Annotated in this window: 10 protein-coding genes; 7 read left to right on the top strand and 3 right to left on the bottom strand. The window is 71.7% G+C overall.

Annotated elements, in window-relative coordinates:
* Nucleotides 1-103: 103 nt before the first annotated feature.
* Nucleotides 104-433 (bottom strand): WhiB family transcriptional regulator, encoded by a 330-nt coding sequence (locus tag AC3ETA_RS07705; protein ID WP_432192036.1) that lies wholly within the window; start codon nt 431-433, stop codon nt 104-106.
* A gap of 380 nt (nt 434-813) precedes the next feature.
* Here AC3ETA_RS07705 and AC3ETA_RS07700 point away from each other — a divergent pair, with 380 nt between their 5' ends.
* The 4 genes from AC3ETA_RS07700 to AC3ETA_RS07685 all read left to right on the top strand — a co-directional run bounded on the left by AC3ETA_RS07700 (nt 814) and on the right by AC3ETA_RS07685 (nt 5,207).
* Nucleotides 814-1,425: a response regulator transcription factor gene (locus AC3ETA_RS07700; RefSeq protein ID WP_003948568.1), complete on the top strand. Its 612-nt coding sequence runs from the start codon at nt 814-816 to the stop codon at nt 1,423-1,425.
* Between the two features lie 305 nt (nt 1,426-1,730).
* Nucleotides 1,731-2,318, top strand: coding sequence for a sigma-70 family RNA polymerase sigma factor (locus AC3ETA_RS07695; RefSeq protein ID WP_067018855.1), 588 nt, complete (start codon nt 1,731-1,733; stop codon nt 2,316-2,318).
* Between the two features lie 154 nt (nt 2,319-2,472).
* A complete protein-coding gene (gene guaB / locus AC3ETA_RS07690; protein WP_432192035.1) occupies nt 2,473-3,978 on the top strand; it encodes an IMP dehydrogenase in 1,506 nt (501 codons plus the stop codon).
* Between the two features lie 104 nt (nt 3,979-4,082).
* A complete protein-coding gene (locus AC3ETA_RS07685; protein ID WP_432192034.1) occupies nt 4,083-5,207 on the top strand; it encodes a GuaB3 family IMP dehydrogenase-related protein in 1,125 nt (374 codons plus the stop codon).
* Nucleotides 5,208-5,296: 89 nt separating this feature from the next.
* Here the strand turns inward: AC3ETA_RS07685 and AC3ETA_RS07680 are convergent, their stop codons facing one another.
* Nucleotides 5,297-6,505, bottom strand: coding sequence for a nucleotide sugar dehydrogenase (locus AC3ETA_RS07680; protein ID WP_432192033.1), 1,209 nt, complete (start codon nt 6,503-6,505; stop codon nt 5,297-5,299).
* A gap of 260 nt (nt 6,506-6,765) precedes the next feature.
* Here AC3ETA_RS07680 and AC3ETA_RS07675 point away from each other — a divergent pair, with 260 nt between their 5' ends.
* Complete coding sequence (locus AC3ETA_RS07675; protein WP_432192032.1) at nt 6,766-8,472, top strand: glycerol-3-phosphate dehydrogenase/oxidase; 1,707 nt, start codon at nt 6,766-6,768, stop codon at nt 8,470-8,472.
* A gap of 90 nt (nt 8,473-8,562) precedes the next feature.
* On the opposite strand, the gene AC3ETA_RS07670 is transcribed toward AC3ETA_RS07675, so the two are convergent.
* A complete protein-coding gene (locus AC3ETA_RS07670) occupies nt 8,563-9,648 on the bottom strand; it encodes a serine hydrolase domain-containing protein (RefSeq protein ID WP_432192088.1) in 1,086 nt (361 codons plus the stop codon).
* Between the two features lie 210 nt (nt 9,649-9,858).
* Here AC3ETA_RS07670 and AC3ETA_RS07665 point away from each other — a divergent pair, with 210 nt between their 5' ends.
* On the top strand, nt 9,859-11,982 hold the full coding sequence (locus AC3ETA_RS07665) for a serine/threonine-protein kinase (protein ID WP_432192031.1): 2,124 nt from the start codon (nt 9,859-9,861) through the stop codon (nt 11,980-11,982).
* A gap of 185 nt (nt 11,983-12,167) precedes the next feature.
* On the top strand, nt 12,168-15,260 hold the full coding sequence (locus AC3ETA_RS07660) for a protein kinase (RefSeq protein ID WP_432192030.1): 3,093 nt from the start codon (nt 12,168-12,170) through the stop codon (nt 15,258-15,260).
* Nucleotides 15,261-15,299: the final 39 nt, after the last annotated feature.

The following is a 15,299-nucleotide window of genomic DNA, read 5'->3' as shown; positions in this document are numbered from 1 at the left end:
GACCCGCTGGTCAGGGGCGGAGGCCCGCCGGTCGGAGGCGGTGGTCCGAGCGGGCAGAAGGAAGGGCACGCATGCGCGCGCCCTGATTTGCAGAAACGTTCCTTCAGGTGGGCGGACCGGCGTCACCGCTGGTCGTCGATGCCGACACCAGCCGGTTGCGGGCCCGCCCCATGAGTTCCTCGCGCTCGTCCTCGGTCAAGCCGCCCCACACGCCGTACGGTTCGCGTACCGCCAGCGCGTGCGCCGCGCACTGCGCGCGCACCGGGCACCTCATGCAGACCTCCTTGGCCGAGTTCTCTCGAGCGCTCCGGGCCGCACCGCGCTCGCCTTCCGGATGAAAGAAGAGCGAGCTGTCCACCCCGCGACATGCAGCCAGCAGCTGCCAGTCCCACAGGTCCGCGTTCGGTCCGGGAAGGCGGGAGAAATCTGCCATTGCGTGACCCCTTGTAGCCGTTCTGGGCGGATCCGGTGTCTACGACCGTACATCTACGATCTAAGGAGATGAAAATATGACTCATTGCGAATCTAGCTCCAAACGCCAAGAAACGGGAAGAAAAAGGGCTGAATGGGGCATGGGTTGTGATGAAACAGGGAGGGTCCGCCCTGCATGTCTGCCCCGTGTCCGTCCCCTCACGTAGAGTGCCGAAGACGGCGCATGCCCCCGTAACTCTTTCGAGTGACCGTCGTTGAGAGGGCGGAGGCGGTTGAAGCAACAAGTGCTCGGGCAGACGTCCGAGACGGTCGACCGCACAGGTGACATTTCGTACCAGCCTGGAGGCTCAAGGTGACGTGCATCAGCTGCGGAGGGCGGCCATGACATCCGTCCTCGTCTGCGACGACTCCCCGCTTGCCCGAGAGGCGCTCCGCCGCGCGGTCGCGACCGTGCCCGGCGTCGAGCGCGTCACGACCGCGGCCAACGGCGAGGAAGTCCTCCGCCGCTGGGGCGCGGACCGTTCGGACCTGATCCTGATGGATGTACGCATGCCCGGTCTGGGCGGCGTAGAGACCGTTCGGCGGCTGCTGTCCGCCGACCCCGGCGCGCGCATCATCATGCTCACCGTCGCCGAGGACCTGGACGGCGTGGCCCTAGCGGTCGCCGCCGGGGCGCGCGGGTATCTGCACAAGGACGCCTCGCGCGCCGAGTTGCGGGCCACGGTGACCCAGGCGCTGGCCGACCCGACCTGGCGTCTTGCCCCGCGGCGGCTGCGCTCCGCCGAGATGGGCGCCGCGCCGACGCTCACGGCGCGTGAGATCCAGGTGCTCGAGGGCATGAGCCACGGTCGGTCCAACGCGGAGATCGGCCGTGAGCTGTTCCTCTCCGAGGACACCGTGAAGACGCATGCCCGCCGGCTGTTCAAGAAGCTCGGTGCGTCGGACCGGGCGCATGCGGTGGCACTCGGGTTCCGCTGGGGCCTGGTTCGGTAATCGCGTCACTGCGGGCCGCCGGGTCGCGCCGTCCGGCGACCGCGGGTCCGTCGTGGCTGGTCGCGCAGTTTCCCGCGCCCCTCTGGGGCGCGGGCGCCAGGTCGGCCACGCAGCTCTGTCGGTGCCCGCTGCTCGTTTCGCCGCGGATGCCGCATCCTTGAGGTGTGGAGTCTCTCGGGGACGAGTCGGTCGAGCGGAAGGGGAGGGCGCAGGGGATGAGTTCCGGCGCACCTGCTCATAACGCTTCGGTGCACAACATCGGGCGCGATGCCACGGCGCACACGGCCGCAGGGCACCATGGACCGATGCGCGACGACGAGGCGGCGGGTGCCGCAGGGGCGATCGGTGCACTCGTCCATCGCGCCGTGGACGGGGACGAGCAGGCCACGCACGATCTGCTCGCGCATGTCCACCCCCTGGCCCTGCGCTACTGCCGCACCAGGCTGTCCCGCCTTCCGGGCGACGCCAGGCACTTCGTCGAGGACCTCGCCCAGGAGGTCTGCGTCGCCGTCCTCCTCGCGCTGCCGCGTTACAAGGACACCGGCAGGCCCTTCGAGGCGTTCGTCTTCGCCATCGCCGCGCACAAGGTCGCCGACCTGCAGCGTGCGGCGATGCGGCACCCCGGTTCCACCGCGGTCCCCTCGGACGAGATGCCCGAGCGGCCCGACGACTCCCTCGGCCCGGAGGAGCGGGCGCTGCTCAGCAGCGACGCCGAATGGGCCAAGAAGCTGCTGGCCAACCTGCCCGAGAACCAGCGCGAGCTGCTGCTGCTGAGGATCGCCGTGGGGTTGACCGCGGAGGAGACCGGACAGATGTTGGGAATGTCACCCGGAGCGGTCCGGGTGGCGCAGCACAGGGCGCTGAGCCGGCTGCGCGCACTCGCCGAGCAGTAGTGCTCCCCTGAATACGCCCCGAAATGAACAGGCCCGGCTTCCATTCCGTACGAACATACGAAGCCTGGAGCCATACAGAACCGTGGAATTTGCTAGCCGCGCTTCCCGTTAGCATGGACATCCGCACCGATCAAGGCCATTTGGGGAAGGTGTCATGACTGCCAACGTCGACGGAGTGCCCGGTAAATTCGCGACTCTCGGGCTGACCTACGACGACGTGCTGCTGCTGCCGGGCTCGTCGGACATGGCACCCGACGAGATCGACACCGCCTCGTACGTCTCCAAGAACGTGCGGGTGAACATCCCGCTCCTGTCCGCCGCCATGGACAAGGTCACCGAGTCGCGCATGGCGATCGCGATGGCACGTCAGGGCGGCGTCGGCGTTCTGCACCGCAACCTCTCCATCGAGGACCAGGCCAACCAGGTCGACCTGGTCAAGCGCTCCGAGTCCGGCATGGTGGCCAACCCGATCACCATCCACCCGGACGCCACGCTCGGCGAGGCCGACGCGATGTGCGCCAAGTTCCGCATCAGCGGCATCCCGGTCACCGACCCGGCCGGCAAGCTGCTGGGCATCGTCACCAACCGTGACATGGCCTTCGAGAGCGACCGTACGCGCCGGGTGCGCGAGGTCATGACGCCGATGCCGCTGGTCACCGGCAAGGTCGGCATCTCCGGCGTCGAGGCCATCGAGCTGCTGCGCAAGCACAAGATCGAGAAGCTGCCGCTGGTCGACGACCACGGCATCCTCAAGGGCCTGATCACCGTCAAGGACTTCGTCAAGGCGGAGAAGTACCCGAACGCCTCGAAGGACTCGAAGGGCCGCCTCATCGTCGGCGCCGCGGTCGGCGTCGCCGGTGACTCCTTCGAGCGCGCCCAGGCACTGATCGAGGCCGGCGTCGACTTCATCGTCGTCGACACCGCGCACGGCCACTCCCGCCTGGTCGGCGACATGGTCGCCAAGATCAAGTCGAACTCCGCCGGCGTCGACGTCATCGGCGGCAACATCGCCACCAGGGACGGCGCCCAGGCGCTCATCGACTCCGGCGTGGACGGCATCAAGGTCGGCGTCGGCCCCGGCTCCATCTGTACGACCCGGGTGGTCGCCGGCATCGGCGTCCCGCAGGTCACCGCCATCTACGAGGCCTCGCTCGCCGCCAAGGCGGCCGGCGTCCCGGTCATCGGCGACGGCGGCCTGCAGTACTCCGGCGACATCGCCAAGGCCCTGGTCGCGGGCGCCGACACCGTGATGCTCGGCTCGCTGCTCGCGGGCTGCGAGGAGTCCCCGGGCGAGCTGCTGTTCATCAACGGCAAGCAGTTCAAGTCGTACCGCGGCATGGGCTCGCTCGGCGCCATGCAGACCCGCGGCGACCGCAAGTCGTTCTCCAAGGACCGCTACTTCCAGGAGGGCGTCGCCTCCGACGAGCAGCTGATCCCCGAGGGCATCGAGGGCCAGGTGCCCTACCGCGGCCCGCTGTCCTCCGTCGTCCACCAGCTGGTCGGCGGTCTGCGCCAGTCGATGTTCTACGTCGGCGGCAGCACGGTCCCCGAGCTCCAGGACAAGGGCCGGTTCGTGCGGATCACGTCGGCGGGCCTGAAGGAGAGCCACCCGCACGACATCCAGATGACGGTCGAGGCGCCGAACTACAGCCGTAAGTAGGCAGCACGCCTGATGGGGCGGCTCCGGAAGCATCCGGGGCCGCCCTCGTCGTGCCCGTCGGCGATACTGGAAGACGCTGAACGCATCAGGGAAAGGCCACAGACGTGACTGAGATCGAGATCGGGCGCGGCAAGCGCGGCCGCCGGGCGTACGCCTTCGACGACATCGCCGTCGTCCCCAGCCGCCGTACGCGGGACCCGAAGGAGGTCTCGATCGCCTGGCAGATCGACGCCTACCGCTTCGAGCTGCCCTTCCTGGCCGCCCCCATGGACTCGGTCGTCTCCCCGGCCACCGCGATCCGCATCGGCGAGCTCGGCGGCCTCGGCGTGCTGAACCTCGAAGGCCTGTGGACCCGGTACGAGGACCCGCAGCCGCTCCTCGACGAGATCGCCGAGATGCCCACCGAGGCCGCCACGCGCCGCCTCCAGGAGGTCTACGCCGCTCCCATCAAGGAGGAGCTGATCGGGCAGCGCATCAAGGAGGTGCGCGACTCGGGCGTCGTCACGGCCGCCGCGCTCTCCCCGCAGCGCACGGCCCAGTTCTCCAAGGCGGTCGTCGACGCCGGCGTGGACATCTTCGTCATCCGCGGCACGACGGTCTCCGCGGAGCACGTCTCCTCCTCGCACGAGCCGCTGAACCTGAAGCAGTTCATCTACGAGCTCGACGTCCCGGTGATCGTCGGCGGCTGCGCCACCTACACCGCCGCCCTGCATCTGATGCGCACCGGCGCGGCGGGTGTCCTGGTCGGCTTCGGCGGCGGCGCCGCGCACACCACCCGCAACGTCCTCGGCATCCGCGTCCCGATGGCGACGGCTGTCGCCGACGTGGCCGCGGCCCGCCGCGACTACATGGACGAGTCCGGCGGCCGGTACGTCCACGTGATCGCCGACGGCGGTGTGGGCTGGTCCGGCGACCTCCCCAAGGCCATCGCCTGCGGCGCCGACGCCGTGATGATGGGCTCCCCGCTGGCCCGCGCCACGGACGCGCCGGGCAAGGGCCGCCACTGGGGCATGGAGGCCGTGAACGAGGAGCTGCCGCGCGGCAAGAAGGTCGACCTCGGCACGGTCGGCACCATCGAGGAGGTGCTGACGGGCCCGTCGCACACCCCCGACGGCTCCATGAACTTCTTCGGCGCCCTGCGCCGGGCCATGGCCACGACCGGCTACAGCGAGCTCAAGGAGTTCCAGCGCGTCGAGGTGACGGTCGCGGACTCGCAGCACACGCGGTAGTCCGTACGACGTCTCCGCGTCGGGGAAGGGCCGGCCACTCCGTGCGGGGTGACCGGCCCTTCTGCGTGGATCGGCGTCCGCGCTCCCCGTCACAGGCGATGTGCCGCCCCCGTGGGCGCCGCCCCGCGGGTGTCCAGCAGGAGCTGGGCCTTCACCGACAGACCTTGCAGGTCGTACGTGCGGTGCTGCTGGAGCAGGATCGTCAGGTCGGCGTCCGCGACGGCCTCGTACAGCGCGTCCGCGCGCGGGACCGGGCGGTCGAGGACGCTCCAGGAGGCGATGTGGGGGTCGTGGTAGCTGATGGACGCGCCGAACTCCAGCAGGCGGGTGGCGACCTCCTGGGCGGGTGTGGACTGCTGGTCGGCGAGGTCGGGCTTGTAGGTGACGCCGAGCAGCAGGATGCGGGCGCCGCGGGCGGACTTGCCGTGCTCGTTGAGCAGGGTGGCGGCGCGCTGGACGACGTAGCGGGGCATCTGGCTGTTGACCTGCTGGGCCAGTTCGACCATGCGCAGGGTGCGGCCGGCGGGGCCGGAGAGGTCCTGCGGGACGGCGTGGCCGCCGACGCCGGGGCCGGGGCGGAAGGCCTGGAAGCCGAACGGCTTGGTCTCCGCGCAGCGGATGACGTCCCACAGGTCGACGCCCAAGTCGTGGCAGAGGACGGCCATTTCGTTGACGAGGGCGATGTTGACGTGCCGGAAGTTGGTCTCCAGGACCTGCACGGTCTCCGCCTCGCGCGGGCCACGCGCGCGTACCACCTTGTCGGTGAGACGGCCGTAGAAGGCGGCCGCCGACTCGGTGCACGCGGGGGTGAGCCCGCCGATCACCTGGGGTGTGTTGGCGGGCGTGAAGTGGCGGTTTCCGGGGTCGACGCGGCTCGGGGAGTACGCCAGGTGGAAGTCGCGGCCGGCGCGCATCCCGGAACCCTCTTCGAGGAGGCGACGCAGCACGTTCTCGGTGGTGCCCGGCGGCACCGGTGACTCCAGGATGACGGTGGTGTGCGGGCGCAGCTGTCCGGCCAGGGTGCGGGCGGCCGCCTCCACCTGGCCCAGGTCGAGGGAGCCGTCGGCGCCGCGCGGGGTCGGGGGGCAGATGACGGCGGTGCGGACCCGGCCGAGCTCGGCGGGGTTCGTGGCGTGCCGGAAGCCCCCCGAGAGCATCCGGCGCAGTTCGGCGGGACTGAGGGAACCGGACTCGGGCCCGGTCCGGTAACCGAGCGTGGGGATGCCGGCGGCGACGGCGGCCTTGGCCAGCGGCAGGCCGTACGGGCCTAGTCCGATGACGGCGAGATCTGCGGGCATGGCGTGGGCCGTCCTTCCCAATAACCGAAGCGGGGCGGTTGCGCAACCCCTGTGGACAGGACGAGGGAGCGCAATGTCAGACTAGGAGTAAATATGACCGATTTGCGGCATTGAATGATCGCGTTTCCGTGAGTGTTGTCCACAGGCTGGGGGCGAGTGGTGGCTGAAGTCGGGCAAGCCGGTCAGAATTTTGGGCATGGGGTAGGAACCGGCTTCGCCCGACGGGTGCGGCCCACGCGACCGATGAGCGGGAGGCAGCGGTGAGGACAGCGACACTGGGGCCGGCCGAGCGCGCCGAGTCACTGGCGGCCATGGCCGAGCGCGAGCTGGACCTACTGGTCGTGGGCGGTGGCGTCGTGGGCGCGGGCACAGCGCTCGACGCGGTGACCCGCGGACTGTCCACCGGACTGGTCGAGGCCCGCGACTGGGCCTCGGGCACCTCCAGCAGGTCGAGCAAGCTCATTCACGGCGGCCTGCGCTATCTGGAGATGCTCGACTTCGTCCTCGTCCGGGAGGCACTCAAAGAACGCGGGCTGTTGCTGGAGCGGCTCGCCCCGCACCTGGTGAAGCCGGTGCCGTTTCTGTACCCGCTTCAGCACAAGGGCTGGGAGCGGCTGTACGCGGGCTCGGGCGTCGCGCTCTACGACGCCATGTCGATGGCCCGCGGGCACGGGCGCGGCCTGCCCCTGCACCGCCATCTGACCCGCCGTCACGCCCTGCGTGTCGCCCCTGCGTTGCGCAAGGACGCGCTGGTCGGCGCGTTGCAGTACTACGACGCGCAGATGGACGACGCCCGCTATGTGGCCACCCTCGTGCGCACCGCCGCGGCCTACGGCGCGAAGGCCGCCAACCGCGCGCGCGTGACCGCGTTCCTGCGGGAGGGCGAACGGGTCGTCGGGGCCCGGGTGCAGGACGTCGAGGGCGGCGGGGAGTACGAGGTCCGCGCCAAACAGATCGTCAACGCCACCGGTGTGTGGACCGACGACACCCAGTCGATGGTGGGCGAGCGCGGGCAGTTCCACGTCCGTGCCTCCAAGGGCATCCACCTGGTGGTGCCCAAGGACCGCATCCACTCCTCCTCCGGGCTCATCCTGCGCACCGAGAAGTCCGTGCTGTTCGTCATCCCCTGGGGCCGGCACTGGATCGTCGGCACCACCGACACCGACTGGGACCTCGACAAGGCCCACCCGGCCGCCTCCAGCGCGGACATCGACTACCTGCTGGAACACGTGAACTCGGTGCTCGCGGTGCCCCTGACCCGCGATGACGTCGAGGGGGTGTACGCCGGACTGCGCCCCCTGCTCGCGGGGGAGTCGGACGCCACCAGCAAGCTGTCGCGCGAGCACACCGTGGCGCATCCCGTGCCCGGGCTCGTCGTCGTGGCCGGCGGCAAGTACACGACGTACCGCGTGATGGCCAAGGACGCGGTCGACGCCGCGGTGCACGGGCTCGACATGCGGGTCGCCGAGTGCGTCACGGAGGACATTCCGCTGGTGGGCGCGGAGGGGTACCGCGCGCTGTGGAACGCCCGTGCACGGATCGCGGCGCGGACGGGCCTGCATGTGGTGCGCGTGGAACACCTGTTGAACCGGTACGGGTCGCTCGCCGAGGAGGTGCTCGAACTCATCACCGCGAATCCGGCGCTGGGCGAGCCCCTCGCGTCCGGCGACGACTATCTGCGCGCCGAGATCGTGTACGCCGCCTCGCACGAGGGGGCGCGCCATCTGGACGACGCCCTGACGCGGCGCACCCGCATCTCCATCGAGACCTTCGACCGGGGCACCCGGTGCGCACGAGAGGCCGCCGAGCTGATGGCGCCGGTGCTGGGCTGGGACAAGGACCACATCGAGCGCGAGGTGGAGCACTACCAGAAGCGCGTGGAGGCCGAGCGGGAGTCGCAGCGCCAGCCGGACGACCTGACGGCGGACGCGGCGCGGCTGGGGGCGCCGGACATCGTGCCGCTGTGATCGTGGCGCGGTGGCGGGTCGGCGCAGTCATCGAGAACGTCACCCGAACGGGTGGCCGGTTGCGGGATCTCTGCTCGAACCTCGGCCGTTCTAACCGGTGCGAGGGCAGAACTCGGCGGCGAGCAGCCGGGGTTCGAGGCCGGGATCTGCGATCGCCGTCGTGTTCACCCGGAATGTCATGACACGACGTCCGTCGACGGTGGCCGCGGAGCGCACGTAGCTGCCGGATATGCGCCCGCTGTGCCCCCATACGACGGTGCCGCAGCGCAGTTTCACGGGAAAGAGCCCCATGCCGTACGAGCCGTGTGCGGCACGGGTGTCGAGCATCTCGCGCAGCCAGCGCGGGGGCAGCAGGCGGCCGCCGAGCAGCGCGGCGTAGAAGCGGTCGAGGTCGGCGAGCGTGGTCACCAGCTCACCGGCGGCGCCGGCCACCCGAGGGTCGAGTTCGGTGACATCTCTCCCGTCGGTGGCGTAGGCGCGGCCGTGCGGGGAGGGCAGCGAGGTGCGGGAACCGGGGAAGGAGGTGCCGGTCAGTCCCAGCGGGGCGATGACGCGCCGCTCGGCCTCGGCGGCGTAGGAGCGGCCGGTGACCTGCTCGACGACCAGGCCGAGCAACACGTAGTTGGTGTTCGAGTAGGAGTAGCCGCCACGGGCGGCAGGGGAGTGGGTGAGCGCTATTCGGACAGCCTGCAGCGGCGTCAAGGGGAGGGTGCCCCTGGTCGCCGCGGTGAAGTCGTACAGGCCGCTGGTGTGGGTCAGCAGGGCACGAAGGGTCAGCGCACGCCCGTCGTTGCCCGCGCCGCGCACCAGGCCGGGCAGGTGCCGCTCCACCGTGTCGGACAGGGACAGCCGTTCCTCGGAGGCCAGTTGCAGGACGACCGTGGCGATGAAGGTCTTCGTCATGCTGCCGGCGCGGAAGTGGTCGGTGCGGGCGATGCCCTGGCCGGCTCGGGTGTAGCGGGTACCGGTCCCCTCGCGGGCCAGCAGGGCCGCCGCGGGGGCCCCGCCCCTGGTCACGAGCCGGGCGAGGAGGGCGTCCGTCGCCGGCGGCCCGGACGTCGACGAGGCGCTGAGCGCCGGCCGGCCGGCGGGGGACAGGCCGAGCAGCGCCGGGGACACGAGGCCGAGAAGCGCCAGGAACACAGGGAAGGCAAGTAGTGTCCGAAGCAGTGGCATCACCGGTCGCGCCATGCGGGTTCCCTCCCCTCGTCGTGGCTCATCATGCCGGGGAGTGTTACGCGCGGTACACGGGGCCCCGAGTGAGAGCGGGCCCGGGTGCCGACGCCGTGCGGACGAGTGGCCGCGCGAGGGGCACCCTGGGCGTTGGGCACTTGTCGGGTGAGAGACAATGGAGGCTCTGTCAGGGCGGGTTGTATGAGGGGACGCATGTCGGAGGCGGAGCGGGCGGGGACATCTCGTCAGGACACTCGTCAGGACGACCGTGAGCGTCTCCTCGCGGGGCGCTACAGGCTGGGCGGTGTGCTCGGCAGGGGCGGCATGGGCACGGTGTGGCGTGCCGTCGACGAGACACTGGGGCGCACCGTCGCCGTCAAGGAGCTGCGGTTCCCGTCGAACATCGACGAGGAGGAGAAGCGGCGCCTGATCACGCGCACCCTGCGTGAGGCCAAGGCGATCGCCCGGATCCGCAACAACAGCGCGGTCACGGTGTTCGACGTGGTCGACGAGGACGACCGGCCCTGGATCGTGATGGAGCTCGTCGAGGGCAAGTCGCTCGCCGAGGTCATCCGGGAGGACGGCCTGCTGGAGCCCAAGCGGGCGGCCGAGGTGGGCCTGGCGGTGCTCGACGTGCTGCGGTCCGCGCACCGCGAGGGCATCCTGCACCGCGATGTGAAGCCGTCGAACGTCCTGCTGGAGTCCGAGACCGACCGGGTCGTGCTCACCGACTTCGGCATCGCCCAGGTCGAGGGCGACCCGTCCATCACCTCGACCGGCATGCTCGTCGGGGCGCCCTCCTACATCTCCCCGGAGCGGGCCCGCGGCCACAAGCCGGGCCCCGCTGCCGACCTGTGGTCGCTGGGCGGGTTGTTGTACGCCTCGGTCGAGGGTGTGCCGCCGTACGACAAGGGCTCCGCGATCGCCACGCTCACCGCGGTGATGACCGAGCCGATGGAGGAGCCGAAGAACGCGGGTCCGCTGCGGGACGTCATCTACGGCCTGCTCACCAAGGACCCCGAGAAGCGGCTCGACGACGCCGGTGCGCGCAAGATGCTCAACGCGGTCATCCACGCGCCCGAGCGCAAGGCCGAGCCGGAGCCCGCGGACGCGACGAAGGTCGTGCCCCTGCCGCCGCAGCCCGGCGCGCCGGAGGGCAAGGGGCGTTCGGGTGCCGGGTCCGCGAGCAAGCGGGGCGAGGAGGCCGGGGAGCGGTTGCGCGGGGCGCTGCGTTCCGTGCGCAAGGCCGCTGCGGGCGCGGCGGCAGCCGGGGCCGCCACGCGTGGCAAGTCCGGAAATGAGAAGGCCGATTCCGGGTCGGTCGCGGGCGGTGGAGCGGCCGGCGGGCCGTCCACGGCGGGGAGCGCGGCCGGGGCTTCGGCGGCGGCCGGGAGTTCCGGTCGGGGTTCCGGTTCCGAGGGCGGTGCGGCCGGTGGGTCCACCGCGGGTGCCGGGGCCAAGGCCGGTGCGGGTGCCGGTGAGCGGGATGCCGCGAGTGGGAACGGGCAGAGCGGGGGCCGGAGTTCGGGGTGGCCCGTCATGCCGCCGCCGGATCTTCCGGAGCGGTCCGTGCCGAGGGCGCCGCTCACCGATGTGGTGCCGAAGCGCACGCTGGTGATCATCGCGGTGGTCGTGGCGCTCGCGGTGCTCGGTGCGGTGCTGGCCGTGGTGCTGCAGGGCGGCGACGACTCGACCGGGGCCGCGGGCGGCGGGGCCAAGGCCTCCACCAAGGCGAGCGCGAGCTCCGACACCAAGCGGGACGACGAGGGGACCCGTACGGACGGCGACAAGTCCTCGTCGGGGACGAAGGGTTCCGGTGCCGGATCCGAGGGCGGGAAGACGCCGAGCGCCGAGGCGAGCGCCACCGGCGGGAGCGGTGCCGAGGCCGGGTCCGGCGGCGGCAACGGAGCCGTCTCGACCCACAAGGGGAACCAGGGGTACTCGATCGGGCTTCCCAAGGGCTGGAAGTACGAGACCACGGGCTCCTCGGGGGACCGGTTCACCGGGCCCGACGGGCAGAAGCTGCTCGTCGCCTGGACGTCCACGCCGCAGGACGACCCGGTGGCGGACTGGGAGGACCAGGAGCAGTACATGCAGCGCTCGCAGTACGACCGGATCCGCATAGAGAAGGTGGACTACCGCGGCTGGAACACGGCCGACTGGGAGTTCACCTATGTCGACGGCGGGACCAAGTACCGGACGATCGACCGTGGGTTCGTCGTCGACAGCCGTCGCGGCTATGCGCTGATGTACACCGCGAAGGCCGCCGATTGGGGCAGTGATCTCCGCAAGGACACCTGGAAGACACTGACCGCTTCGTTCCAGCCGAAGCCATGAGGTGAGCCGATCTCCGCAAGTGCTCGCGAAGGCCGGGTTTGAACCGTGAGATACGGCAACCCCTCTTTGTGGGTTGCCTCCGGCACGTATCGTGAAAGCTTGCGGACCGTGCGCATCCAGTCGCGTGCCCGGAAAGCGACGCAAGGCGAACGGAACTGACCAACCGGGCGGCCGGGGGAGGCAACGTGGACGACTATGCGGGTCGGGTGCTCGCCGACCGCTACCGCCTGCCACTGCCGCCCTCCGACGAGTACGAACTCACCGAGACCCGCGCCTTCGACACCTACAGCGGTCAGGAAGTCCTGGTCCGGCAGGTGCCGTTGCCGGAGGTCGTCGAGGCGGAGGTGCTCGACGCCGAGGGGCTGCCCGAGGGCTTCACCGCGCGGGACGCGCGTGAGCGTGGGGCGGGGCGGCGGACCTCGGCGAGGTCCAGCGCCCGCCGGCCCGGTGATCCCGCCGTGCGCAGGGCCGTCGAGGCGGCGCAGGCCGCGGCGCGGATCCCCGATCATCCGCGGCTCGACCAGGTCTTCGACGTGTTCGCCGAGGGCGGCTCGTTGTGGATAGTGAGCGAGTTCGTGGCCGCGCGTCCGCTGGCCGCACTGCTCGCCGAGAAGCCGATGTCGGCGTACCGGGCGGCCGAGGTCGCCTCCGACGTCCTCATGGCACTGCGGGTGCTGCACGCCCACGGCTGGGTCCACCGGAACATCACCGCCCGCACGGTGCTCGTCTGCGACGACGGCCGGGTGATGCTGACCGGGCTGGCGGTGGGGGCCGCGGAAGAGGCGCTTTGCGGGTACGACCCGGTGCCGCCGGCCGAGGACGGTGACGGGGGCGGCGGGCTCGCTGCGTTCGGCGGGGGGCCGACTCCAGAGGGCGCCGCGGGTGGTCCGGGCGGCATCGGTGGGCCTGGACAGCTGGCAGGTGGTGCCGGCTCCGGGGCCGTCGGGCCCGGTGCCGGTGGAGCCGCCGTCGGTGGTGCCGATCCCGAGGCCGCTCGCCGGGCCGCGATAGAGGCGCGGGCGGCCGGTGGGCTGCCGGTGCCCGCGGCCGACGGGGGCAAGGGTGACGGGGCCCCGGGAGGGGCTTCGGGCGGCGCTCCGGAGACCGGCGGGGACATCAGGGCCGCGCGGGCCGGGGCGATCGCCGCGTACCGGGCCGGCGCTCGTGCCGCGGCCCGGGTGCAGGAGGGCCGGCAGAACGGGCGGGTCGCACTGCCGGGTGCCCGACCGGCGTCCGAGGACGGCCCCGCGTCCCAGGTCGACGGCGCGGCGCAACAGCCGTATGGCACCGGCCCCTCCGGCGACGGTGTCGCGACGCCTCCAGGGCAGATCGCCGACCCGTACGGCGTGCAGGCCACGCCATGGCACGGCGCCGCACCTCGCGGCGGGGCCATCGGCACACCGGCCGAGGCGGACCGCGACCGCACGGCACTGCCCCCGGCGGGCCAGGGCCCCCGGCCGGGCTTCGGCCCACCACCCGGCACTACCGTGCCCGCGCACGGCGTCGGCGGATCCCCGACACAGGGCACTCCCGCGCCCGGGGGCCCTGCGTTCGGTCCCGGTGCCGATGGATGGTCGGCGGAGGGTGTGTCCGGGGCTGGTGTCGGTGCATCTGTTCCAGGGGTGGGCGGACGCCGGGTGCAAGGGTCGCCGGTGCCGGGGGATGGCGTGTTCGTTGCCGGTGCTGATGGGTGGTCGGCGGAGGGTGTGTCCGGGGCTGGTGTCGGTGCATCTGTTCCAGGGGCGGGCGGATACCCGGTGCAAGGGGCCCCCGCGCCTGGGGGCGGCGCACCCGTTCCAGGGCCCGGCGGATTCCCCGGGCAAGCCACCCCTGCTCGCGGCACTCCCATACCTGCCCCCGGCACCGGCAGCTTCCCCCCGCACACCACGCCCGCACCCGGCACCCCCTCAGCAACGGGTCCCTCCCCGGCCCCGGGCACCACCGACTCCCCTCATCCCCCAGCCCGCTGGAACGACCTCGCAAAGGGCGCGCCCGTCCACCGCGGCCCCACCACCGCGCTCGCCGCGGAGCGGGCCCGGCAGGCTCGGATGGCCGTGGTGGGGCCCGTGACCGAGCGGTGGGCGCCGGAGCAGGCCGGGCCCGTGCACGAGAACTGGCGGCTCGCCGCGCCGATCGGGCCCGCGACCGACCTGTGGGCTCTCGGGGCGCTGCTGTTCCGGGCCGTGCAGGGGCACGCGCCGTACCCGGAGGAGTCGACGGCCGAGCTGGTGCAGATGGTGTGCGCGGAGCCGCCCGCCTTCGCCGAGGAGTGCGGGCCGCTCAGGCCGGTCGTGGAGTCACTGCTGCGTCAGGACCCCACCGAGCGCCTCGACTTCGAGGAACTGCGCGGCTGGCTGCGTTCGCTGGTGCGCTCCGCGCCCGAGCCGGAGGCCGGTGCGCATGTCGTCGCCGCCCCGCCCGTCGACCCGAACCGGCTGCCGATCGTGCGGCGCCGGGGCGAGCTGGTGCGCCGGCGGCGGGCCGGGCTGCCCGCGCATCACGGGCGGCACAAGCGGGCCAGGCCCACCAAGCGGGAGGCGTCGCCGCGCAGGCTGGGACGTACGTTGCTGCTGCTGGTTCTGCTCGGCATGGCCGCGGCGATCACGTACGCCATGATGTTCATGCCGAAGGCCGACCAGGGCAACGCCGGTACGGCGGGCGGGGACCGCACCGGTTCCGCCGGCCAGGCCGCAGACACGGACACCGGCGAGTCCGCCGAGGCGAGCAGTGAACCGCGGCCCGACCAGACCTCCCCGGAGTCCGGCAACGGCCCCTCGGAGTCGGCCGGTTCCGGCGACGAGACGCAGAGCAACGACCCCGAGGTCCCGGACGGCTTCACGCTGCGCAAGGACGACGCCGGTTTCCAGGTCGCCGTGGCCAACGGATGGGACCACACGCCGAAGAACGGGCGCGGGCAGGTCGTGTACTCCCACGGCGACTTCGACCTCTTCGTCGTGCCGGGCCGTGACGGCACCGACCAGTACGGCGACGACCCGATGGTCTACCAGCGGGAGCACGAGCGGGAGTTGCAGCCGTACCGCGACTCCAGCTGGGCCTCCTCCAGCGGGCTGAAGAGCATTCAGGTCGGCGAGCGGAGCATGGCCGAGGGGCAGTTCACCTGGACCGACGGCGAGGGGCGCGAGCTGTTCGTGCGCAATCTCGCGATCCTCATCGACGGGCGGTACCACGTGGTGCAGGTGCGCGGGCCGGAGGCGGAGCGGGACGAGGTGACGCGGCTGTTCGAGCAGGCGTCGGCGACGTACCAGGTCACCGGATGATTGCGCCCGCGGACGTTGTGTGATGGTTGCTTCGCGACG

This window comes from Streptomyces sp. bgisy027 (assembly GCF_057710365.1).
This window is presented reverse-complemented; position numbering and strand designations above follow the sequence as displayed.